We start from the raw sequence: 22,317 nt of genomic DNA on the forward strand, positions 1-22,317 counted from the left end.
GATGATCCCTGCTCTTTCAGTGTGTCTATTCCGTTAAAGAATGATAGCAATCAGTCCGCCCGAGCCTTCGTTGATGATCCGGCCCAGCGTTTCCTGAAGTTTATAGCGGGCATTGTCCGGCATCATCGCAATCTTGCCCTGAATACCCTCGCGGACGATGGAGTGCAGTGACCGTCCAAAGATATCAGACTCCCAGATCTTGATCGGATCGTTCTCGAAATCCTGCATCAAATAGCGGACCAGCTCTTCACTCTGCTTCTCCGTCCCGATAATCGGCGAGAATTCCGACTCGACATCGACGCGGATCATATGAATGGATGGTGCTGTTGCTTTGAGCCGGACCCCGAAGCGCGAGCCCTGCCGGATCAGCTCCGGCTCATCCAGCGCCATTTCAGCTAGTGAAGGTGCGGCTATACCATAGCCTGTGGTCTTGACCATCTCCAGCGCCTCGGAGAAGCGATCATACTCGCGCTTGGCGTGTGAGAACTCCTGCATAAGCTGCAGCAGATGATCCTTACCGCGAATTTCGACCCCGACCACTTCCACCAGAACCTGATCGTACAGCTCTTCTGGAGCAAACAGGTCAATCTCGGCTACCCCTTGCCCCATGTTCATCCCACTGAGGCCGGCTCTTTCGATAAAATCATATTCCGTGAACTGGGACACCAGCCGATCGACATCGCGCAGGCGGCGAATGTCTTTGACCGTATCGCGAACTGAATTCTCATAGCTGCTGCGCAGCCAGTGGTTCTCGCCAAGGACCATCACCCAGCTCGGCAAATTCACATTCACTTCATGCACAGGGAACTCGTAAAGTACTTCGCGCAGGACGCCGGTCACATCATCCTCCGACATGCTGGCTGCACTAAGGGTCATGACCGGAATATCGTATTTGAGGGCAAGTTCGCTGCGAAGCTGCTGCGCTTCCTCACTGCGAGGACGGGTAGAGTTGATGACAAGCACAAACGGCTTGCCTACTTCCTTCAATTCGGCAATGACGCGTTCTTCCGAATCCACATATGAAATGCGGGGGATTTCGGCGATGGTGCCGTCGGTAGTAACTACTACGCCCAGTGTGGAATGCTCTTGAATGACTTTGCGGGTACCAATCTCCGCCGCTTCCTGGAACGGAATCGGTTCCTCGAACCACGGCGTCGAGATCATCCGCGGACCGTTCTCGTCTTCATAGCCTTTGGCCCCATCAACTGCATAACCAACACAGTCGACCAGCCGGACGTTTACCTCCAGCCCTTCCGCGACCTTGATTTGCACCGCATTGTTAGGGACGAATTTCGGTTCTGTTGTCATAATCGTTTTGCCGGCTGCACTTTGCGGAAGCTCATCAACTGCTCTTACCCGATCTGCTTCACTCGTGATGTTGGGCAAAACAATGGTTTCCATGAAGCGCTTAATAAATGTTGATTTACCCGTGCGGACCGCGCCGACGACGCCAAGATAAATATCTCCGCCGGTTCGCTCGGCAATGTCCTTGAAAATATCGACTTTTTCCAAAAGAGATCCCCTCCTCATATACTTCCGAAGAAAAAATGCCTGCAGAGCATCGACTTCGCGTTCCGCCGGTAATCATGTCCCTAAGCAGGACACTAACCGGACCTTCGTATGCCCGCTCGTAGCTTAGCCGCTTGGCGATACGGAACGTACGGTCCCGCGCTAAACTCCGAATGCTCGGACATGCATTTGGACTAGTATCATCATATGTATCCGGTACGGATTTATGACCTGCTTTCGCGCAATTTCGTATAAAATCATAAAAAGAGGACTCTGCGCTTAGGGTGCGGGCCGGCCAAACGCCCGGAAGCTTTCTCATCAATCATATGAGGAGGGCAACTCTGATAGAACCGTATAACTAAGGTCACAAAAAGAAACAGCCACCCAACAAGGGCAGCCGTATTCAGAGGGCAATTTGATTTGTAATTAAACTCAACCCGGAGGCTGTGGAACAGGTTGACCATTGATCCACTGGTAGGGAAGAGACTTCACAGGGACATAATAGGAGGCCTGCTCCAGTTCAAGTCGCAAATCCTGCCCATCTTTATGTTCTCCACCATTCTTGTCGATAGCGTTCATAATATCGAATACATAATCAACGTACACCGTGCCTTCACGATCCATAATAAATTCAAGAGGCTGGCCGGAGTATACGCTGTTCAGGGTAATGGAGGCCGAGCCCGCCTTCTTGGCATCAATGGTATGCAGACCAGGGTATAACTCCTCTGCTACCGGCAGCTTGCCCCCATGAGAAGACTTGTAGCGGTTCACTTGGCGCTGGACATCATTAACCTTCTGTACGGTCACTAGGTCCATGACTTTCACCTTAGGATCAGTTTCTTCATCCAGGAGTAGAAAATAAGCACTGCCGCCCTTCTCAAAGGCGGTGGCCGGGATGTCGTCCAGATAACCATTTTTGTTCAGCTTGTCCAAATCAATTCTGAACTTCTCATATCTTGGTGTCGTCTCGTCAGCATTCAGGATCGGGAGCAGTTCCTCCTCCTGCTGGTAATCGTCAACCGCAGCTTGTATCCGCTTGACACTCTCACGGTAATTCACCCCTGACTGCCGTTCCGTTTCCCCTGGATACATACAGCCGGAAAGAGGAAAAGACAGCAGCAGCAACAGTCCCATGAGGCTTCCAGCCGCTCTGAGCCCCTTCCTTTGCAAGATGTATTTCAACAGATGTTCCCCTTTCTCTATGAATGTATCTGCTCATTATTACCATAGCTCGTCTTCTTCCCCGCGCCGGGCGGCTTCCAGTTTCCGCCGGACCGCAGCTTTGAACGGGTCCTCCGGCACAATGACCGTGACGTCACCCCATACAGCGGCCTGACAGGCCAGGCGCTGCCCCTGCCCGATGGCGCTTCCAAGCTTTCGCCGTTCCGCCTCTGAAGGCGGTCTTACACCTTCTGCCTGCTCGGGATCTATTGTAACCTTGCACATCAGGCAGCCGGCCTTGCCGCCGCAACGTGTTGCGATCGTTACACCAGCCTTGCGGGCAGCTTCCAGTAGAGTTACACCCCGGTTCACAACCGCATGACGCCCGTCAGGTTGAAACACTACTGTACTTCCTTTTTGCGATATCATGCTGTCCTTCCTTTCCTTACGCATTTGCCCTCGTAATATCCAGTTGCCCTTCCAGTACAGACATGTGGGACGGTCCCCATTGATGATGTTGGATGAGTTCCTGTAAGGGAGGCAAATGGCGCGGCATATCCATTCTCATCACGGAAGAGATGGCTTTATAACGATCTGCACGACTTCTAAGGATATTGAAAACCAACTCGTGCGCCAATGGCATCAGCCTCAGCATTCCGATCTCTGGAATTACTTGCAATGAGGCATGGCGCAATAAGCGGACTGTCTCTACAGAATAACGGGAAAGTCCTCTGTAAATCTGAAAACCGCACACAAGCTCCACACTCATCCCGCCGATCCGGTAATGACTGAGTAAGGAATAGCAGCCGTTGCTACGGTCTTCCACAGGATTATCTACAGCATAAGCGCTCATGGCCTCATGAAGCCGCTCAGCGGCCCCCATGTCGGCATACAGGTCAATGTCCTGCGGCTTTCTCCCCAGCGCCACTCCATGCAGCAGCAGCCCGCAGCTCCCGCCCAGCATCCAGATCGGAGGGTTGTCCTCCCATGTGAAATCCAGTAAATCGGCTACGCTACGTAAGGCCGCCAGCAGTTCCAGAGATATCTCTGTTTCGGCCATATCATCACATCCATCCCTACAAAATCGTGATACGATTCCTTCAGAACTTGTCTATGAAGTTAGTCCATGTTGTTATGTAACTGCTTACATAATTGAAGCTGCCCCGCCTAAAATACCGATCACCATTGTCAGAAAAGCAATGACCGACAGAATAGCCCGAACTACGCCCTTAGTCTTACTGCGGGCGAAGGTAATCAGGAATACAGACAATCCCATCACTAGGATCGCAATCAGGGACAACCACATTTTTGTCATTGGATCCATGGCTGAACTCCTCCCATTCGGCTGCAATGTATAGGGACTATTATATCATGAAAGATATCCAATTCTGCAAAAAAAAGAGCAAAAGTACCGGAATACTGCTGATTCCAGAATCTTTTGCTCTTTTGCCAGGCCATAACGCTATTTTTTCAGGATCAGTTTCATTAAAGACTCCATCGAGCCTGAAGTAGCCCCGCCTTTTTGGACAGCATTAACAATACTCTTTACCGTCTCTTCACTGACCGGTACTTTGGCCATTGATGACACCTGCTTGATCAACTGGCGGAGCTGGGCTTCATTCTGCGTGGTTCCCGGCTTGACAGTACCGGCAAGTTTTTTGATGGCGCCTTCGGTGATGTTTTTCCCCGTCTTCTTGTTAATGGCGTTCAAAGCGTCCTTGGAAAAATTTTTGCTCACTTCTCATCCCTCCTCCGTCAATCCCCAATAACAACATATGAGGATATCCGGCAAAAGGTGAACCTAATCAGGAGTGCCATTGTTCCCAAGTTTCCTGCGAGATAGCTTCCATTTCCGTCTTGCGGTCGCGGCCCATCAGTGCTTCCACAGCCTTACGCGGACTTCTTTCCTTGAACAGAACATGATAGATCTGATCGGTAATCGGCATTTGCACACCGAGCTTCAGTGAAATGGCATAGGCTGCTTCCGTCGTGCGAATACCTTCCACTACCATGCCCATGGAATCCAGCACCTCAGCCAGAGGCTTGCCCTGACCCAGCAGTGACCCTGCACGCCAGTTGCGGCTGTGCTGACTGGTGGCTGTAACCACAAGGTCCCCGATTCCAGCCAGACCAGCAAACGTAAGCGGATTCGCTCCGAGCTCTACCCCGACCCGGGAGATCTCGGCCAAACCACGGGTCAATAGCGCAGCTTTAGCATTGTCGCCAAACCCCAGACCATCAGAAAGACCTGCGCCAAGTGCAATGATGTTCTTAAGCGCTCCGGCCAGTTCTACCCCTACCAGATCACGGTTCGTATATACCCGGAAATCATTATTGATGAACAGTTCTTGCGCAGCGGCTGCACGTTTGTCGTCATTGGAAGCCACGACAACCGTTGTCGGACAAAGGCGCACAACTTCTTCAGCATGACTTGGCCCGGAGAGCACCACTACCTGTCCTTCAGGACAGCCTAGCTCTTCGGATATCACGGTAGACATGCGCTTCATCGTTTCCGATTCGAAGCCTTTGGTCGCATGAACGCAGAGCATATCTTCCTTCCAGAAGGGCTTCAGACTGCGCGCAACCTGCCGCATGCCCGAAGAGGGGGCCACAATAACCACAGCGCTGGAGCCAGTTACGGCGCTCTCCAAATCCGTTGTCGCAATAATGTTAGCCGGCAGATTAATTCCCGGCAAATAATGATGATTGGTATGGGATGTATTAATTTCAGCAGCCTGATCAGGGTTGCGCGTCCACAGATAAACCTCCCGGTGGTTGGCTGCCAGCACACTTGCCAGCGCCGTCCCCCAGCTTCCCGCGACCAGCACAGAAACTTTATCAGACAACGCGGTTTCCTCCTTTAACCTTGGAGCCGATCTTGTTCTCACGGCCCCCGGCGATCTTCACAATGTTGGTCCGATGACGCCAATAAGCAAAGATAGCAATAACAATGCTTGTCCACAGAATCGGCGGCGTATAATCAGTCAACAACAGAAAGAGTGGTGTCAACGCTACAAAAATAAGCGAACCCAGAGATACATATCGGGTAATGACAATAGCTAAAATGGCGATGATCCCGGCGGACAGCGCAGGCCAGAACGCAAACGTAGCCATCACACCGATCGTAGTAGCAATGCCTTTGCCCCCGCGAAAATGAAAATACACCGGCCAATTATGCCCCACAATGGCAGCAATTCCGCAGAGTGCCGCTGCCCAGGTGCCCCAGCCGAAAAGCCAGGTGCCCAGCCATACTGCGGCAATCCCTTTCAGTACATCCAGCACCAGCACCAATATCGCAGGACCTTTACCAAGAACCCGTAAGGTATTGGTTGCACCTGCATTGCCGCTCCCATACTGACGGATATCAATGCCTTTCAGCAGCTTCGCAAGCAGTACACTAAAGCTGACGGAGCCAAGCAAATAGCTGACAACGATAACCAGAATTTCAAGCGCCACGCTTCTTCTCCCCTAACCTTCGTCTGATTTGCGCCGTGTAAAGAGTCTGATCGGCGTTCCTTCGAAATTAAACGCCGCCCGGATTTTATTCTCCAGATAACGTTCATAGGAGAAATGCATCAGCGACGGATCATTGACAAACACGACAATCGTCGGAGGCTTCACGGCAACCTGTGTTGCATAGTTGATGCGCAGACGACGTCCTTTGTCCGTTGGCGGCGGATTAATGGCAACAGCATCAGAGATCACATCATTAATCAGATGCGTCGTAATCCGAAGCGCATGCTGCTGTGCCGCGTGTTGAACTACAGGCAGCAGCTTTTGCAGACGCTGTTTGGTCAGTGCGGACAAGAAAACTACAGGAGCATAACTCATGAACAGGAAATGATCGCGAATCTTGTTCTCAAAGTTCTGCATCGTCTTGTCATCTTTCTCTACCGCATCCCACTTGTTCACTACAAATATAGATGCTTTACCCGCATCATGAGCATAACCGGCAATATGCTTGTCCTGATCAATAATGCCCTCTTCGCCATTAATAACGACGAGCACAACATCCGCGCGCTCAATCGCACGCATTGCACGCATTACGCTGTATTTCTCGGTATTTTCATATACCTTACCGCGCTTACGCATACCCGCAGTATCAATCAGCACGTAACGCTGTCCGTCCCGTTCAAATGGCGTATCGATCGCGTCCCGCGTTGTACCAGCAATATTGCTGACAATAACGCGCTCTTCTCCCAGGATGGCATTGACCAGCGAGGACTTACCAACATTCGGACGGCCGATCAGAGCAACACGAATCACATCGTCATCATATTCCTCTTCCGTTGGCTCTGGGAGGCGCTCCGTAACCGCATCCAGCAAGTCTCCCAGACCGGTACCATGGCTTCCCGAAATACCGATTGGATCGCCAAATCCGAGGCTGTAGAATTCATAGATATCTTCCGTACGCTTCATGTTATCCACTTTATTGATGGCTAGCACCACCGGCTTGCCGGAACGGAACAGAATTTGAGCAACTTCCTCATCGGAATTCGTTAATCCGCTTTTGGCCTCGCACATAAAGACGATGACATCAGCTTCCTCAATCGCCAGTTCCGCCTGAACGCGGATCGATTTCAGAATTGCATCTTCACCGTCAATTTCAATCCCACCAGTATCAATTACACTGAACGAAGTACCGTTCCAGTCCGAAATACCATAGATCCGGTCACGTGTAATCCCCGGTTTATCTTCTACAATGGCTAATCTGTCGCCGATCAACCTGTTAAAAATCGTCGATTTCCCGACGTTAGGCCTCCCAACGATCGCCACTACGGGTCTTGCCATATTCATTCCTCCTGTCTTCCTTACGTTACTCATCATAGCAAAAAACTATAAAATTGGCTAACCGTATCTTCGGGTAGTATCCACTTCTACCGTTCAGCCAAAAGCACCAGTAAAAACACAATCGGCGAACCCCCGTATTGAGGGTTCGCCGATTACTTTACCCGGTTAGATTCCCCATCCCTGAAAAGACGGGGTATCCGATTCTTTCTGGGTTAAGGGATTAGTTGCCCTTGAATTTGTCCAACTTGTCGCCGAAACGCTCAGCAAGTGTGAAGCTGAGGCCTTCGTTGCTCAGAGAAACATTTGGATTGTTAAGCACTTCTTTAGGTGCTCTGTCTCTGCTTGGTCTTTCCGGTTTAGCGGAAGGAGCAGGAGCTTCCTCAGTTTCTTTGATGCTCAGGCTAACGCGTTTTTCGGACGGGTTGAAGTCAAGTACTTTCACTTGAACTTCTTGTCCTTCTTTCAGCACTTCATGTGGAGTGCCGATATGTTTGTGGGAAATTTGCGAGATGTGAACAAGACCTTCAACACCTGGAAGCAATTCCACGAATGCGCCGAAGTTCACCAGACGTTTAACTTCGCCGGTAACAACATCGCCGATATTGATTTTGCCTGCTGCAGAATCCCAAGGACCTGGAGCAGCTGCTTTGATGCTCAGGCTGATTTTTCCTTTTTCAGGATCAACCTTAAGTACTTTAACAGTTACTTTATCGCCTTCGGATACCACGTCAGATGGTTTATCAACATGGTTCCAAGCAATTTCGGATACGTGTACAAGACCGTCTACTCCGCCCACATCAACAAATGCGCCGAATTGAGTCAGACGTTGTACAGTACCTTCAAGTACTTGGCCTTCAGTAAGTTCAGCCATGATTTTTTGCTTGTTGGCTTCGAATTCTTCTTCAAGAACTTCTTTAGCCGACAGGATTACCTTGCTGTTCTCACGGTCAAGTTCTTTGACTTTCACACGCAGGGTACGTCCTTTGTAGTCGCTGAAATCTTCAACGAAGTGACGCTCAACCATGGAAGCTGGAATAAATCCGCGCGCGCCAACATCTGCTACCAGACCGCCCTTAACTACGTCGGCCACAGTAACTTCGAAAGCTTCTTGGGAAGCAAAATACTTCTCAAGATCTTCCCATGATTTTTCGCTGTCGATTGCACGTTTGGAGAGCACAAGGCTTTCCTTGTTGTCGTTGATGCTGACAACTTTGCACTCTACTTCCTGTCCAACTTCGACAGCTGCAGCAGCGTTGTCAAGTTGTACAGAAGAAAGTTCGCGAATTGGAATCACACCGTCGTATTTATATCCAATGCTTACATAAGCTTGGTTATCTTCGATTTTGACGATTGTTCCTTTCACGGTATCGCCTTTTTTCAAAGAAATGATTTCCAAATCTTCCTGGTTAGTCACTTCTTCGTTGTTTCCAGCAGCTTCCACAGCTTCTGTTGTTTCTACGGTTTCGTTGTTCTCAACATTCTCCGCAGCTTCCTGATTTCTAATTTCCTCAGACATGTGATTACCCTCCTCGATTCAAAACCCCATTTATTTAAACCCGCGTAGAGCAGAGTTCAAAACAATCATTACCTTAAAATCTTACCACTAGGATACCGGATTTGAAACCTAGCTTGCGCTTGGTTTTCCAGTCTCCATCATCTCATGAATCCGAGACATAATGACATCAGTAACGGCATCCAGAGAATCGCTTCCTGCTCCCTCGAAGGAACTGAGGTCAATGGGAGCTCCATAAACTACAGTCATCCGGCGAAAAGGCTTGTACTCGCCGATAATCGCCGCCGGAATAACAGCCGCTCCGCTGCGAAGCGCAAAGCTTGCTGCACCTTTCTTCGCAGCTCCAGCATCGGAGTTGCGGGTACCTTCGGGGAAAATGCCCATTACATTACCACTACGAAGTGTAGTAAGGGCTGTCTTAATGGATTCTTTGCTTACACCGCCACGCTTGACAGGAAAAGCGCCCAACTGTCTGATGAGCCAGCCCAGAACAGGAACCTCGAAAAGCTCCGCCTTTGCCATATACTTCACCTTACGCTTCAATTTAATGCCAATCGTCATGGGATCAAGCAGGCTGATGTGGTTCGCGCAGAGTAGTACCCCGCCTTCCTTTGGCACATTGTCTCTCCCTATGATTCTTAATGGAAAGACAATAGCGTAGATCACACGGAGTATTCCAACGCAAATGTTATAAATCATAAATGATTTCTCTCCCCGTCAACATAAGATCTGCAGTGTGACACGATGGCCTCTACAACCTGAGTGATATCCATTAACGTCGTATCCAGAAGAATCGCATCTTCCGCACGACGCAGCGGCGATATTTCCCGTCCTTCATCCAGACGGTCACGCTGGGCAATATCATGTTCAAGCTGCTGCAGAGTCACCTCTTCCGTATCCCTGAGCTCCTTGTAACGGCGAAGCGCGCGCTCCTCCACACTGGCCGTCATGAAAATCTTCACTTCGGCATCCGGCAGCACGGTCGTACCGATATCGCGGCCGTCCATCACAACCCCCTTACGCAATGCCATCTGGCGCTGCAGGTGACTGAGCCTGGATCTTACACCCTCGATCTTGGAATACTGCGACACTAGGCCGCTGACCTGAAGACTGCGGATATATGGGGTCACGTCTTCCCCATTGATCGACACCTTCTGCCTGTCCTTCTCCGGAATCAGTTCCATCTCCATGCCGTTAACGGCTCGGTTGACTTCGCTCTCATCTTCCGGCACAATGCCTTCACGGATCATATACCAGGTTATCGCCCGGTACATTGCCCCTGTGTCAACATAAATGTAAGAAAGATTCTGGGCAACCAATCGGGCAACAGTACTCTTGCCTGCCCCGGCAGGTCCGTCGATAGCGACGTTAATTCTGTCGTTAATATGTGTACCCTGCCTATCCAACGGGGCATTCCTCCTCAAACACGCTTTCATAAGAAAAGCATCTGGCGATGACATTTCAAATCAGCATTGACTTCATACCGGCAAGGTGCTCCCGCCGATATTATCAAGAAAAAAGCAGGCATTGCCTGCGACTTATGAAATTATACCACAGTTTGTACGTCAGTGCAAAACCGCACAGGTCGTATCACACCAGAAAAAAGCCCTATCTGTTGCGGAAATCGAACTGACGCTCAAAGCAGTAGCGGATTATTTTCTGGCGTTCGGTATCGGAAATCGCAGCAAACTTCAGCATCGCCAGACTACGCCCGTTCTCCAGCGTTTTGATCCGCACCACCTCGCCCTCAAAATTCACATGTTCTGATGTACCGTTGCGGTAAGGAACTAATAACCAGCAAGAAAGTTTGTCCTCTACATCGAGCTTTACCTTGGCATCGGTCAGAAAGGAAGTTCCTCCTCCGCCGACATCCTCCGTCCGTACGAGAAAACGGTTGCCATTGCTGCTCTTCACAGCTAGCTCCAATTCTGCGCTTACCCGTAAAAAGCTCCGCCGCTGGATCTTGAAAATGGATTCTGGTGCAGGCTTGCGCACCCGAACCATCCGGATTACATCCTCCTTGAAACCTACAACGTGGGTGTAAAAGTAATTTTTAATGCCGCCCTCAGTCATAAAGTAGACCGAAAGCTCGTCCCCAACCGTCAATTTCTTCAGCCTCCCGCTGCCCTCTTGCATCGGGATTTCAATCAAAAAAGCTTCATCTTCCGTCTCTGCGATTCTCGATCTATATTCAACTTCTGCTTCGACAGCATCACTGGAAGCGACTTGAATGTATAGATTGTCGTTGATTTTGGGATACAAAGGTGTCACCGCCACATGAATTAGTAAGATATTCTAATTCTGATTATAGCATGGCCTTTTGCAGCCCGGGTGAGAAATATATTCGTGATGGCAAGAAAAAAGGGCGGCAGCCCTTTAAGGGTGCGCCCTGCTTGATTGGCTCTCTTTTCCGGAAGGTCATCCGTTATTTTTTCTGAGCCCCAGAGGAGGTTCTGATCTGTTCAACCGATTCTTCGGTACCATCCTCTGCATTCAGATAGATACGGTATTTGGAGCCATTAATCGCTCCGCCGAACTCATAAGTCAGCACTTCTGTGGAATCATCGTTCTTAATCCAGGCTAAGCGGTTATAGCTTTCCTTAAAATCTTTATTCAGCAATTTCCTTGCTTCTGCCAAAGAAAGCTTCGGCTTCGGAATCTCCCGTTTTTCTTTATGTTGATTCACATAGTCACTGGCTTCAAACCCGGTTGCTTCCCCTGTGTCGAGTCCGACACGGACGGTTATTTTCTCCGGATAAATCAGGACGTCACCCTGCTTCGTAACATATGTCAGGTTCCCCATGTTATCGTACTGATCGGCACTTACAGCTGTCATATGAGGAAAGCCCTTCTTATTCAGGAACTGTTCTGCTTTGATCACCGCTTCTTTCATGGAGACCTTAGCAGGCCCTACCTCGCGGTTATTGTGGTAAGAGATCAGCAGACCGCCATTTTTGGTGAAATCCATACTGATGAGCTGTTTTTGATTTGAGCCGGTAACCGTGGCAGTATAAGACTCCCACTCCGTACCCTTCCCATTCTCTCGAACATCCACTTTGGCATTAGACCCGGCATCGGCGAATTTGATCGCCATACTTCGAATCTGTTCAGGGGTTACGGGAGCACCACCCAGTTTCTTGACAGAGCGTTTCTCATAAATACTTGCGACGGAAGGACCCCAATCCAGCTCCGGGTATTCGCCAACCCGCTTGTCCACGGTCTTGAACCCGTCGATAATCGTGTTGTCCTCCGATTTGTTCTCTGTCGCCAGGGCTGTCTCCACATCCATCCAGCGCAAGCGGTTGCTGATAACCTTATTCTGTACGTCCTGCAAGTTCTTCGAGATTTCACCCGAGTTGGTGTAGAGTGTCTTCAAGTTTTGAAGTTCACCATCAGTAAGAGGTTTTTTGGTAAAATCCCGCACGGCGGCTTTATAAGAGAAGTTAGAGATTTTGGAGAGGAACTCCTCCGTCTTGCTGAAAGGCAGTAAGGTCAGCGGCAGTTGGTTGATTTCATTCTGCGCCTCGCTGGTCAGACGCCATACGTTAACAAGACCTTTACGGTGCGTCCCGCTGGATGCAGAGTTGACCGCAAGCGTATTTCCCAGCTCACCGTGCAAGCGTTCCACATGATAAGAAAGGTCGTGAAAGGCCCGCTGATACTGGTTCTCTGCCTTAAGCAAAATTGAGTTCTTCTCCTGATTCTCCTGGTATCCCCACACAAGCGCTCCAAGCAACAGCAGCGCGGTCAAGGGGAACATTACAGCACTTAATCTTTTGTACATATGGCTGCAAGACTCCTTTCGATAGCTAATTGCCGTTAGTTTGACAATAACCGAGAAGTCTTATGCATAAAAAGAACCAGCTTTACCGTTCACACAAAAAAATCCCCGCATAATGTGGGGACCCGGCGCAGCAAAGATAGTTCTATCATAACAGTCTCCTGCCGTTTAAATTCTCTCTTCAATATGAAAGCCACTGCTGTTGCTGCACAGGCATTGCCTGAAGCCGGTTTGAATGACACCCTGCTCTTTGACCCCTCTTAAAATATAGGTCTCCCCGCAGTTTTTGCAAATGATTCGAACCTTTACCCGCAAAAAAAGACACCTCGCTACTCTGTGGAATTCCTTGCTGAGGAATTGCTTTTAGAGTAAGTGTGCCCAAATTTGCTACATGTTAATCTCTTCTTCTCGCTTCAGAACCCGGAATGGGGATCGATTGTTAGCCCGGGCAACCTTGCCCATTCCCCCATACCACAGGAAGGCCATTAGAGGAACGATAAACCAAATCCAGTAGTTTGCTGTTGTGTTCAAAATAAAATCGTAGATCCCATGCCAGATCCATGGGAGAACCAGTGAAATGGCCAGAATCCACCGCGTTCTGGCCCCTTTTGAGAACTTGGCCCTGCCCATGTGATATCCCATAATTACACCGAACATGGCGTGTCCGGAGACAGGAAGCAGGGCGCGCAGAAACATGGAGCCGATGGAGGCATGGCTGTACCAGGCGTACATTACATTTTCTATTGTTGCAAAGCCGAGCGAGATCGCTACGGCATATAGTATTCCATCATATGGCTCGTCAAATTCGGTATGGTTGTAAATCATATGGTACAGCACAAACCACTTCAGGCATTCTTCCACGCCGGCCGATATGAGGAAAGATTCCACATACGGACCGTCGCCCCAGCCCAGCATAAGTCCTCTTTGAATAATCATTACCGGAAAAACGATCAGAAAACCAAGAAGAAACACTTTGATAACCATGTGCAATGGTTCCTGATCATACTTGTCTTTCAGATAGAAAAAAGTTAGCAGAGCTAGTCCTGGCGCCACTGCCGACGAAATAATCGATAAGATAAGCACCGAACAACCTCCCTGCATGTTAAGAACCGGGCACATGCCCAGCTCTGTTAATCCAATTTTCAACTAAAAAGCTACCTGTTCCATAAAGCAAAACAGGGCTGACAAGCAAGCTTCAGCCCTGTCTCTCTCTGATTATTCCTGCCGTTTAAAGTGCGTGCAGAGCACTTCCACTGCATTCTCCGCCATAACAGTCTTACCGTATTCAGCCAGTACAGCGTCTGTAATCGATGACGAATCACCAAATTCAGACAGCACGGCCACTAGACCAGATAAAACAGATTCTTCGTATTCCTTCGGATCGAAGTAGAGATACCATTTATCATTATAAGAATACAGTTTTCCCCCGGAAGTAATGTTGCCGATGAGTACATGGGCCGCTTCAATCAGAACCTCAAAATCGCGGAATGCATATACAATGGAGTCGCTTTGTTCAAGAGTAACTTCCATTTCGTAAATCTCTTCGGGCAATTCATCCTCCCCGGACGCACCGTACTGATGGTGATCATATTTTCCCCGGGTCACAATAACGACCATGCCTTGTGCGGGCAAAGCGAACACTTCCACGGCCAGCGGACCTGTAGCGTCAAAGCCAAGTTCGCTGTACGCCTGATCCATCATCTCCGTAAACAGGTCGTGCACCTTGGGAACTTCCTGCCACATATCTTCCTTCTGGATGCCCCGCTCGCTCAGGTCGTCAAAAGTGAGGAAAATCCGTATCTTATCTTGACCTAATCTCTCTATTCTCATGACAGGATCCTCCTTTGCAAGCTCAATTTATTATAATGTATGATGAGTCCCGAGTAATGAGCCAAAAATGGTTACTATGTATGTATGTTATCATTTTGGCGCCATAAATGCACGTAAATAAATATAAAATCCGCACCCCATTTCCAAGCTATATTCCATGACGAATAAAAAAGAATCATTTTGCGGATATGTGCATCCTCAAAATGATTCTGCAAGAGCCTTTTGCGGTTACAAACCCGGTATGGCAGAGTGCGTATCTTTCAGAATCTTTTCGACTTCATGCTTCACATCAGGGTTGCTGCTGATAAATTCCTTCAGCATTTTCAGATTGGATTCCTTCGACTGGACCGGGGATTCGGACTTTTTATGCTCACCCTTGCCCGATTTGCTATCCGGCTCATGGCCTTGGTCTTGGTCTCCAGATGCCGAGGTATTTCCAAATCCAGTCATAGCCATGCCGAATAATTTTTCTTTGGCCCGATCACCGGCGCCGTGCCCGTTCGCCCCTGATTGTCCTAGCGAAGACATGAGCACGCTGCGTTTTTTCGAGATGATCATACTGGCCGCGGCACCCAGCAAAACTCCGCATAAAAATGACGAAGTATTCATATCCTCAACCTCCTTGTATGGTAAAATCATGTCTAGTGTTCGCGGAAAGAATCCGGCTCATACAGTCTAATAACAGGAAAGCGAGTTGAAAAAAGTGGGTAAAGCAACAATAGCGCTGCTGCTCTCCGCCTTTCTGCTGGCATCATGCAGCAATAATGGGGGCTCTTCTGAAGCAGTGAACAACACAGGGAATTCACCTACAGCAGCTCCGTCGCAGGAAGCATCCACAGTACCGGCGGGAACAAATAATTCTGCAACTAACACCGGGAACTCTGAAGGGAATCTGGCAAGTCCTTCCCCACAGATAAATCATGACGCGGAGAGCAGTACTGGCGGCAATGAACAGGCGGCTGAAGTTCCGCTTCTGTACCATATGAACAAAAATTATGATATCGTCCCGAATGAGGAAGGCACGCCCAAGAAAGTAGTCCTCCTCACCTTCGATGACGGACCCAAGGAAGCTAAAATGATCAATTCGATTATAGATACCTTGGACAAGCACCATGCCAAGGCCATTTTCTTCATGAACGGATACCGGATTAAGGAGCACCCCGAGCTATTGAAGCTTATTCACGAACGTGGCGGCATTCTCGGCAATCACAGCTGGGATCATATCGAATTAAAGAATAAGCCTTATGACACCGTGAAGAAGCAGATTGAAGATGTTCAAACAGCTGTTAAAGACATTACAGGTGAGACACCGCATTTCTTCCGGCCTCCCTATGGGGCGGGTGGCGATGTTGGCAAGAAGGTTGCTGCGGAGAATGGCATGCTCTACATGACCTGGTCCGTAGGCTCTCTGGACTGGGAAATGAAGGAGAAAGACAGCAACAAGACCGAGAAACTGATAGGAAACGTAACGGACCAGCTTCACTCCGGAAGCAACATTCTGATGCATGAGCTGCCATGGACAACTGAAGCGCTGGATAAGCTCCTAACGACTCTAGAGGAGAAAGGCTATAGCTTCGTGGATCCCCGCAGCATTGAACTGAAGATGCGCTGAGAATGGAAGACGATTTGACCGCTTACTGATATTGTGAAAATTAAGGGGTTGTCTCAAAAGTAAATAAGCCCCCTTCAAGTAGGCAGGACAGAGGTAGAAAGTTCAAAAATAGACAGTTCAAAATCAACGCCCCATTGAGCAGCGTTGATTCTAAACGAAGAAGCTCCCCTCTTGGTAGACAGAGATAATGATAAACTCTGCTGCGAATAGGGGAGCTTTTTCATGTTGGCTCAAATAATGGATACGGTAGATCAGGCTCCTGCTCGAACGCAGAATCTGAAGGTCAGGAATTGTTAATGAAGGTCAGTAACTATAAGCATATCGGGACCTTAAACCACCGTCGTTGCGCATGTCGTTCAGAATGGTGGACTGGTCAGAGACCGATGTAAGTCCTTACACACCCTACCTTAGGAGCTAGGCGCTGAGTTGGGCACTGGGATTTGGGTTTGGGGTTTGGGGTTTGGGGTTTGGGGTTTGGGGTTTTACTCTGAGTTTTGCTCTGAGTTGGGCTTTGGGCTCTAGGCATTGTTCTGATAGTTGCTTTGAGATTGGCACTGAGCTTGTTCTAAGCTTGGGCTTCGCTTAACAGGAAAAAGTACCGTTATTTCTCCCCTTTTCTAAGGTTCTATTCGAATTAACGGGAAATTATCCAGTTAATCCCCTCTGTTATAAGAAATTAGAGCAGAACCTTAGAGATTAACGGGAGTTTTTTCCGTTATTTTTGGAATCACTCCCTTTTTCGAATCAATAACGGGAGTATTTCCAGTTGTTCAAGCACCTCATGACATCCACTTTTACTGTACAAGACCGGCACCCCTCAAGGCCAAATGGGTTTGGGTTTGGGTTTGGGTTTGGGTTTGGGTTTGGGTTTGGGTTTGGGTTTGCGCTTTGACTTGCGCTTGCCCATCCTTGCTCCAGAATGTGGTCGTCGGCCACAAATAGAACATGGCGGGTTCAGGAATCTTCCTGAGCACCGCCATGTTTTTTCGCTTTATTTTTAAGTAGATGGACTTCTCATCAAGGAATTCACTTGTTTTGGGACAGTCCCTTTTTCATATGTTACACAGGTTCCTTACAACGTAACGTGAGTACATGCATTTCGGCAGGACTGCCCCAACGAATTGGCAAATGCGCCGTACCGAAGCCACGGCTGATCAGCACCTGTGCAGTTGCTCCTGAACCATCGTTGCGGGGCCACGGATACATCCCAGCCTTGTAGTGATCGTAAAAGCTTTCCACACGCTTGCTGCCGATAAGTGGCAGAATCACCTGACCGCCATGGGTATGCCCCGACAGCACCAATTCACCTGGAACTGTACGCCTTTGTGACAGCCACATCGGATCATGCACCAGAAAGATTCTGCAGACGTCAGGATCTGAACCGGACAATGCCGGCAGTGGGGCATACGCTGTCTTCCCGCCTCGCTTGGGGAAATCCACTCCAGTCAGCCAGAATGCTCCTCCCTTACGTTCAATAAGAACATTCTCATCGAGCAGGAGCCTTACACCGCTGTTTCGGATAATCTCATCTACAAGTTCTATGTCCGCCTTATAGTCATGATTGCCATGAACTGCATAAGTAGGTGCGATGGATACCAACAGTTCCATATTTTCAGCCAGACGATCTAGCGGACTATTCTTTTCGGTCAGGTCGCCGCCCGCAAAAACAGCATCCACTTTGCCTTTTAGTGCCTTCAGCATATCCGAAGGGAGCCTCCGCCTGTGAATATCGGTTATGAACAGAATCCGATAGCCGTCAAAAGATGCGGGCAGCGTCTCCAAAAATATTTCCTCGGCAATAATTCGATTCTTAAATGCATTCCTCACCATCAGCAGCACAAATGTGCCCCCTGCTAAGAGCAAAAGGGATCCAATAATAATGAAGATGGGCAAAATTACCATAGATCACCCAATGGCGGAGCACCCTTAATTCCCCATGTCAAAAGAAACGCTAGCAGCAAAACGAATAGAAAAATCAAGGAATTGACGAACATTTTACTGAGGCGGACACGATCAGAGGAATAAGTTTCGGTGCGGGACGGGGTTGACTCTTCACCAGCGTTCCCTTTATCGGGAGGCGTAGCCGCGCCAGACTGGCGACGACCCTTACGAGAAAGCGTAGCTGGTGGCTTTAGCGTGCTAGGACGAACCGGCTCATCTACAGCAGGATGGCTATTTGTCCCAGTCGACGGTTTGGCTTTGACAGAAGTCTGCTTCCGACTTTTCTTCTGCCGGGATTGAACCCGGCTTAATTGCTCGCTCATGACTCCCTCCTGTAGCGGATGACCAAACCGGAGAAGAGGTCGATCACGAAATGACATAAAATAGGCGCCCAGAGACTTCCTGTATGGATATAAATATAACCTAGTCCATAGCTGCTCAAGAACACCCAGCCCGTAGGTATCCAGTGTCGCAGATAACGTACATGAATCAGAGCGAACAGAATACTAGTCCAATATGGACCAAATGCATGTTGAATCGCTCCCCGGAACAGCACTTCCTCGCATACTGCCACCATGGCCGCGATCAGCACGATATGCCAGATGGGCCGGGCGCGGAATAGCATATCATTGATGCCCCCGTCATCCATCGTTTCCTCGGGCACAATATATGTCATTAAAAAGTCAACAATTAGCATTAACCCAGCCAAACCAAGGCCCCAGTACAGAAATTGTGTGCTTTCGGGCAGATTTATGACTTGAAGCGGATTTCTTTTCTGTAATAAAATCCAGATCAAACCGATAAATAACGTAAGCCCTTGTGTAATGTAGAGATTAAGCAAAAGAAGACGGTCTGTAAGCTGCTGCGGTTCTACCCTTTTTACTTTGATATCACCAATCTTAAATTTTTTTCTCATCTTAACCTGCCTGTTCTATAATGATTTTTCCGGGCAGCTCCCAAAGTAGAGTCCGTCCTTAGCGATTACTGCAAAATACATAACGATTATTTTCCCAGAAAAAGGAGCACTTAATTATGAAAAATCTAACCTCCCGAACCCAAATGCTGTACACTCTTGGATTTCTTTTCTTTCTGATTTCCGCATTCGCCGCTTTTTTTACGGGAGTGAAGGTTGGCGCAGATAAAACTGAAGCAAAATACGAACACCTCCAGGAGGCCAAGAGCCCAGAGGAAACTTCTGGATCATACCAGCAGCAGGATCTTGTTACCTTCTATCATAACGTATTTTTGCCTTATCGGGAATTCAAGCGAAGCTGGAATAGCGAAGTCGACAAGCTCGCTCGAAGTACGGATGCCCGTGAAAACGCCGCCACACTCAAGAACCTGGGTATCCTCGCCGACAAACAGTACAAAAAGGTTACCCAGGACTCTATTTTCACCAACTCACCGCTGCTTCAGCAGTCCCAACTGAATATCCTGAAAAGTCTGACTCTCTTCTCACAGGCCTCCGGCAAGGTATCCGCCAGTGCAGGGGGAACGGAAACTGCCAAGCTGCTAAAAAGTGATCCTTTTACAGTCAGCGCAGTTAAATTTGGCCTGCAGTCACAAAAACAATTCTACGATTCCATGCTGAAGTGGGGAGCCAGAGCCAACAATAAGATACCCGCTACTACCAAGGAGATCAAAACGCTGAGCTTTGTCCAATGGAAGAAGATGCCATTACTACTCAAGAATGCGACAATCGCAGATATGCTGCTGAACCGGGGGATATTTGCGGGGTATGATCCCCAGGACATCACAGCAAAAGTGGACGATATGATTTACTCCGGCACCGCAAGCTCACTCAAGCTCGCAGACGTTCAGTCGTCTCTGACGCTGCTGATTTCCACAGGTGCTGTTCAGGAACAGGATTTCATCAAATGGCGGGAACAATATTATCCTAAGGAAACGATTCCCCAGCTCCCGTTCTTTTATGAATAAGACCAGTTACTGCATCATAACGAAAAATGAGGCTCACTTCAAGCAGACGTAAGACTCATCCTGCAAAAGCCTATTGACACATTTGGCATAGCCATGTTACATTATGAAAAATTAATCAAGCAAAAGCGATGATGGAACAAAGACGATGCTAGTCTACAGAGAGCCGGTGGTTGGTGCAAACCGGTGACGAACAGAACTCTTTAGCGCTCCTGAGATATTGTATCGAACTTTAAGTAGATGCAATCGGATCACTCCGTTACCAGTGTGGCCTATGCAGGCCATTGAGGCTGCTTCTGACAAGAGGCAGTGAATTAGGGTGGTACCACGACAACTCTCGTCCCTTACTACGGCAGTAGTATGGGGTTGAGAGTTTTTTTGTATCTCCAGCATCCCAATATCCTTCTCTCACATGGGCTATTGTCTTATTTTCGCGGGATAGTTGTATCCAATTTCTTTGATGCGACACCGCGTTGCTTCGTTATTTTTGTAGCGTTCTTCTTCATGACTGTAATAAAACAAGATACTACGGGTACTGTGGACCGCCCTTTCGGGGGCATCCTCAACATAAAAAGCTTTCTAATCATAAGGAGGAAGAGAAACCATGTTTAAAGTATTAGTATCGGATCCGATCAGTGATTTGGGGATTCAGCAGTTGATGGATGCAAATGATGTAACGGTTGACAAGAAAACAGGACTTAGCGAAGACGAACTCATTGCGATTATTGGGGATTACGACGGCCTGCTCGTGCGCAGCCAAACAACGGTTACTGAAAAAATTATTGAAGCCGGAAGTAAGCTAAAGGTCATTGGCCGCGCTGGCGTGGGCGTTGACAACATTAAGCTGGATGCTGCTACCCAGCGCGGGGTAGTTGTTATTAACGCTCCGGATGGTAACACAATTACTACTTGTGAGCATGCTTTTGCCATGATGATGGCTCTTGCCCGTCACATTCCACAAGCGTATGCCAAGACTATTGGCGGCACTTGGGATAGAAAGTCTTTCCTCGGCGTTGAGCTGCGTGGTAAGACACTCGGCGTACTCGGTATGGGCCGGATCGGTAGCGAAGTAGCCAAACGTGCCAAAGCCTTCGGTATGAGCATTCTGGCATATGACCCGTTCCTGACAGCTGATCGTGCTGAGAAGCTCGAAGTTAAGCTGGCTTCTGTAGATGATATCGTTCGAAATGCAGATTTCATGACGGTTCATACTCCACTGACACCAGAAACACGTCATATGATTGCCCGTCCGCAGTTCGAAGTAATGAAAAAAGGCATGCGCATTGTTAACTGTGCCCGCGGCGGCGTTATTGACGAGCTTGCACTGGTAGAAGCAATTGACAGCGGGATTGTTGCTGGAGCCGCCTTTGACGTATTTGAGAAGGAACCGCCTGAAGCTGACCACCCGTTCCTCTCCCATCCGAAAATTATTGTAACGCCGCATCTGGGTGCTTCGACCGTTGAAGCCCAAGAGAACGTTGCAATCGACGTTTCTGAGCAGGTACTCAATATCCTGCGTAACGAACCGTTCATTAATGCTGTTAACATTCCGCCGGTAGCACCAAGCGTAATGAACAAGCTGCAGCCTTACTTTAACCTTGGTGAGAAACTTGGTAGCTTTGCGACCCAAATCACCGATGCAGCGATCCGTGAAATTCACGTCGAATATGCCGGAGACCTCTCGGATGTGGATACACAGCCACTGACCCGCTACATCGTGAAAGGTGTGCTTTCCCGTCACTTTGCTGGGGATGTTAATATTGTCAACTCCATGCATCTGGCCAAAACTCGCGATGTGAATGTTGTTGTGACCAAAGCTTCCAAAACAAAAGGCTTCACCAACCTCATCACCGTGACTTTGAAAGCTGAGCATGATGAAGAGCGTCTCGTAGCCGGCACCCTGCTTCAAGGCTATGGTGAGCGGATCGTACGAGTGAATAAATTCCCGGTTGATATTGCGCCGGAAGGTCATCAACTCGTCATCTCGCACAATGACAAACCGGGTATTATCGGTCTGGTAGGAACGCTGCTGGGTGAGAACAATGTCAATATCGCCTCCATGCAGGTTGGACGCAAAATCGTTGGCGGTGCAGCAATCATGCTGCTCACTGTTGACAAGGCCGTTCCACAAGACGTGCTCGTGAAGCTGGCTGGACTTCCAGAGATCAATACTGCTGAGGAAATCGTTCTGCTGTAGGCTTCATGCTACTGCCTTAAATGATATCCATAGATACAACAATAAGC

General features: G+C 48.8%; 23 protein-coding genes and 1 other annotated feature. Of the genes, 3 read left to right on the top strand and 20 right to left on the bottom strand.

The features are described 5' to 3' along the window. Nucleotides 1-33 precede the first annotated feature (33 nt). The 17 genes from spoIVA to ACFRAM_RS08725 form a co-directional block, all read right to left on the bottom strand. Nucleotides 34-1,512, bottom strand: a complete 1,479-nt coding sequence (spoIVA, locus tag ACFRAM_RS08645; protein ID WP_379465562.1) for a stage IV sporulation protein A — start codon at nt 1,510-1,512, stop codon at nt 34-36. Between the two features lie 429 nt (nt 1,513-1,941). Further along, the gene (locus ACFRAM_RS08650; protein WP_379465563.1) at nt 1,942-2,691 is read right to left on the bottom strand and encodes a hypothetical protein; all 750 of its coding nucleotides are present in this window, start codon (nt 2,689-2,691) and stop codon (nt 1,942-1,944) included. 39 nt (nt 2,692-2,730) lie between these two features. Then, nucleotides 2,731-3,099: a 2Fe-2S iron-sulfur cluster-binding protein gene (locus tag ACFRAM_RS08655; RefSeq protein WP_379465564.1), complete on the bottom strand. Its 369-nt coding sequence runs from the start codon at nt 3,097-3,099 to the stop codon at nt 2,731-2,733. Nucleotides 3,100-3,115: 16 nt separating this feature from the next. Further along, complete coding sequence (locus tag ACFRAM_RS08660; RefSeq protein WP_379465565.1) at nt 3,116-3,730, bottom strand: nucleotidyltransferase family protein; 615 nt, start codon at nt 3,728-3,730, stop codon at nt 3,116-3,118. A gap of 84 nt (nt 3,731-3,814) precedes the next feature. After that, a complete protein-coding gene (locus ACFRAM_RS08665; RefSeq protein ID WP_066363310.1) occupies nt 3,815-3,994 on the bottom strand; it encodes a DUF2768 family protein in 180 nt (59 codons plus the stop codon). A 138-nt stretch (nt 3,995-4,132) separates the two neighbouring features. Next, a complete protein-coding gene (locus ACFRAM_RS08670; RefSeq protein WP_175373706.1) occupies nt 4,133-4,408 on the bottom strand; it encodes a stage VI sporulation protein F in 276 nt (91 codons plus the stop codon). Between the two features lie 67 nt (nt 4,409-4,475). Next, nucleotides 4,476-5,516, bottom strand: coding sequence for an NAD(P)H-dependent glycerol-3-phosphate dehydrogenase (locus ACFRAM_RS08675; RefSeq protein ID WP_175373707.1), 1,041 nt, complete (start codon nt 5,514-5,516; stop codon nt 4,476-4,478). Next, nucleotides 5,509-6,126: a glycerol-3-phosphate 1-O-acyltransferase PlsY gene (plsY, locus tag ACFRAM_RS08680; protein ID WP_175373708.1), complete on the bottom strand. Its 618-nt coding sequence runs from the start codon at nt 6,124-6,126 to the stop codon at nt 5,509-5,511. The genes ACFRAM_RS08675 and plsY overlap by 8 nt, the downstream gene beginning before the upstream one ends. A gap of 12 nt (nt 6,127-6,138) precedes the next feature. Further along, nucleotides 6,139-7,461, bottom strand: a complete 1,323-nt coding sequence (gene der / locus ACFRAM_RS08685) for a ribosome biogenesis GTPase Der (protein WP_066363333.1) — start codon at nt 7,459-7,461, stop codon at nt 6,139-6,141. A gap of 220 nt (nt 7,462-7,681) precedes the next feature. Beyond that, the gene (gene rpsA, locus ACFRAM_RS08690; RefSeq protein ID WP_175373709.1) at nt 7,682-8,977 is read right to left on the bottom strand and encodes a 30S ribosomal protein S1; all 1,296 of its coding nucleotides are present in this window, start codon (nt 8,975-8,977) and stop codon (nt 7,682-7,684) included. 108 nt (nt 8,978-9,085) lie between these two features. Next, a complete protein-coding gene (locus ACFRAM_RS08695) occupies nt 9,086-9,673 on the bottom strand; it encodes a lysophospholipid acyltransferase family protein (RefSeq protein ID WP_379465566.1) in 588 nt (195 codons plus the stop codon). Beyond that, nucleotides 9,670-10,380, bottom strand: a complete 711-nt coding sequence (gene cmk, locus ACFRAM_RS08700) for a (d)CMP kinase (protein WP_246317366.1) — start codon at nt 10,378-10,380, stop codon at nt 9,670-9,672. Before cmk ends, ACFRAM_RS08695 begins: the two co-directional genes overlap by 4 nt. 202 nt (nt 10,381-10,582) lie before the next feature. After that, complete coding sequence (locus tag ACFRAM_RS08705; RefSeq protein WP_175373712.1) at nt 10,583-11,236, bottom strand: flagellar brake protein; 654 nt, start codon at nt 11,234-11,236, stop codon at nt 10,583-10,585. Nucleotides 11,237-11,399: 163 nt separating this feature from the next. Further along, nucleotides 11,400-12,758, bottom strand: a complete 1,359-nt coding sequence (gene ypeB / locus ACFRAM_RS08710) for a germination protein YpeB (RefSeq protein ID WP_379465567.1) — start codon at nt 12,756-12,758, stop codon at nt 11,400-11,402. Nucleotides 12,759-13,142: 384 nt separating this feature from the next. Then, on the bottom strand, nt 13,143-13,838 hold the full coding sequence (gene prsW / locus ACFRAM_RS08715) for a glutamic-type intramembrane protease PrsW (protein WP_175373714.1): 696 nt from the start codon (nt 13,836-13,838) through the stop codon (nt 13,143-13,145). Nucleotides 13,839-13,970: 132 nt separating this feature from the next. Then, nucleotides 13,971-14,585 carry a genetic competence negative regulator gene (locus ACFRAM_RS08720; RefSeq protein WP_175373715.1) on the bottom strand — a complete coding sequence of 205 codons (615 nt, stop codon included), beginning with the start codon at nt 14,583-14,585 and terminating at the stop codon, nt 13,971-13,973. Between the two features lie 228 nt (nt 14,586-14,813). Then, entirely contained in the window at nt 14,814-15,194 is a 381-nt protein-coding gene (locus ACFRAM_RS08725) for a hypothetical protein (RefSeq protein ID WP_379465568.1), read from the bottom strand. A gap of 94 nt (nt 15,195-15,288) precedes the next feature. On the opposite strand from ACFRAM_RS08725, the gene ACFRAM_RS08730 reads away from it, so the two are divergent. Further along, nucleotides 15,289-16,197: a polysaccharide deacetylase family protein gene (locus tag ACFRAM_RS08730; RefSeq protein ID WP_379465929.1), complete on the top strand. Its 909-nt coding sequence runs from the start codon at nt 15,289-15,291 to the stop codon at nt 16,195-16,197. 1,059 nt (nt 16,198-17,256) lie between these two features. On the opposite strand, the gene ACFRAM_RS08735 is transcribed toward ACFRAM_RS08730, so the two are convergent. The 3 genes from ACFRAM_RS08735 to ACFRAM_RS08745 all read right to left on the bottom strand — a co-directional run bounded on the left by ACFRAM_RS08735 (nt 17,257) and on the right by ACFRAM_RS08745 (nt 19,054). Further along, a complete protein-coding gene (locus ACFRAM_RS08735) occupies nt 17,257-18,027 on the bottom strand; it encodes a metallophosphoesterase (RefSeq protein WP_379465930.1) in 771 nt (256 codons plus the stop codon). A 65-nt stretch (nt 18,028-18,092) separates the two neighbouring features. Next, complete coding sequence (locus tag ACFRAM_RS08740) at nt 18,093-18,461, bottom strand: hypothetical protein (RefSeq protein WP_379465569.1); 369 nt, start codon at nt 18,459-18,461, stop codon at nt 18,093-18,095. Next, nucleotides 18,458-19,054, bottom strand: coding sequence for a CPBP family intramembrane glutamic endopeptidase (locus tag ACFRAM_RS08745; RefSeq protein WP_175373719.1), 597 nt, complete (start codon nt 19,052-19,054; stop codon nt 18,458-18,460). Before ACFRAM_RS08745 ends, ACFRAM_RS08740 begins: the two co-directional genes overlap by 4 nt. Nucleotides 19,055-19,170: 116 nt before the next feature. On the opposite strand from ACFRAM_RS08745, the gene ACFRAM_RS08750 reads away from it, so the two are divergent. Further along, nucleotides 19,171-20,076 (top strand): hypothetical protein, encoded by a 906-nt coding sequence (locus tag ACFRAM_RS08750; protein WP_379465570.1) that lies wholly within the window; start codon nt 19,171-19,173, stop codon nt 20,074-20,076. Nucleotides 20,077-20,195: 119 nt separating this feature from the next. Further along, nucleotides 20,196-20,421 (top strand) — a binding site (T-box leader). A 256-nt stretch (nt 20,422-20,677) separates the two neighbouring features. After that, nucleotides 20,678-22,270 carry a phosphoglycerate dehydrogenase gene (gene serA, locus ACFRAM_RS08755; RefSeq protein ID WP_379465571.1) on the top strand — a complete coding sequence of 531 codons (1,593 nt, stop codon included), beginning with the start codon at nt 20,678-20,680 and terminating at the stop codon, nt 22,268-22,270. Nucleotides 22,271-22,317 lie beyond the last annotated feature (47 nt).

It is taken from the genome of Paenibacillus sp. NPDC056722, from assembly GCF_042790635.1.
Taxonomy (GTDB): Bacteria; Bacillota; Bacilli; order Paenibacillales; family Paenibacillaceae; genus Paenibacillus_AQ; species Paenibacillus_AQ agri.

What these genes read in the sequence shown, in the direction of transcription:
- ACFRAM_RS08735 (WP_379465930.1), bottom strand. Translation starts at nt 18,027, where the DNA reads ATGGTGAGGAATGCATTTAAGAATCGAATTATTGCCGAGGAAATATTT.
- ACFRAM_RS08695 (WP_379465566.1), bottom strand. Translation starts at nt 9,673, where the DNA reads ATGATTTATAACATTTGCGTTGGAATACTCCGTGTGATCTACGCTATT.
- ACFRAM_RS08720 (WP_175373715.1), bottom strand. Translation starts at nt 14,585, where the DNA reads ATGAGAATAGAGAGATTAGGTCAAGATAAGATACGGATTTTCCTCACT.
- ACFRAM_RS08665 (WP_066363310.1), bottom strand. Translation starts at nt 3,994, where the DNA reads ATGGATCCAATGACAAAAATGTGGTTGTCCCTGATTGCGATCCTAGTG.
- ypeB (WP_379465567.1), bottom strand. Translation starts at nt 12,758, where the DNA reads ATGTACAAAAGATTAAGTGCTGTAATGTTCCCCTTGACCGCGCTGCTG.
- ACFRAM_RS08660 (WP_379465565.1), bottom strand. Translation starts at nt 3,730, where the DNA reads ATGGCCGAAACAGAGATATCTCTGGAACTGCTGGCGGCCTTACGTAGC.
- ACFRAM_RS08725 (WP_379465568.1), bottom strand. Translation starts at nt 15,194, where the DNA reads ATGAATACTTCGTCATTTTTATGCGGAGTTTTGCTGGGTGCCGCGGCC.
- ACFRAM_RS08655 (WP_379465564.1), bottom strand. Translation starts at nt 3,099, where the DNA reads ATGATATCGCAAAAAGGAAGTACAGTAGTGTTTCAACCTGACGGGCGT.
- der (WP_066363333.1), bottom strand. Translation starts at nt 7,461, where the DNA reads ATGGCAAGACCCGTAGTGGCGATCGTTGGGAGGCCTAACGTCGGGAAA.
- serA (WP_379465571.1), top strand. Translation starts at nt 20,678, where the DNA reads ATGTTTAAAGTATTAGTATCGGATCCGATCAGTGATTTGGGGATTCAG.
- ACFRAM_RS08750 (WP_379465570.1), top strand. Translation starts at nt 19,171, where the DNA reads ATGAAAAATCTAACCTCCCGAACCCAAATGCTGTACACTCTTGGATTT.
- ACFRAM_RS08740 (WP_379465569.1), bottom strand. Translation starts at nt 18,461, where the DNA reads ATGAGCGAGCAATTAAGCCGGGTTCAATCCCGGCAGAAGAAAAGTCGG.
- ACFRAM_RS08745 (WP_175373719.1), bottom strand. Translation starts at nt 19,054, where the DNA reads ATGAGAAAAAAATTTAAGATTGGTGATATCAAAGTAAAAAGGGTAGAA.
- rpsA (WP_175373709.1), bottom strand. Translation starts at nt 8,977, where the DNA reads ATGTCTGAGGAAATTAGAAATCAGGAAGCTGCGGAGAATGTTGAGAAC.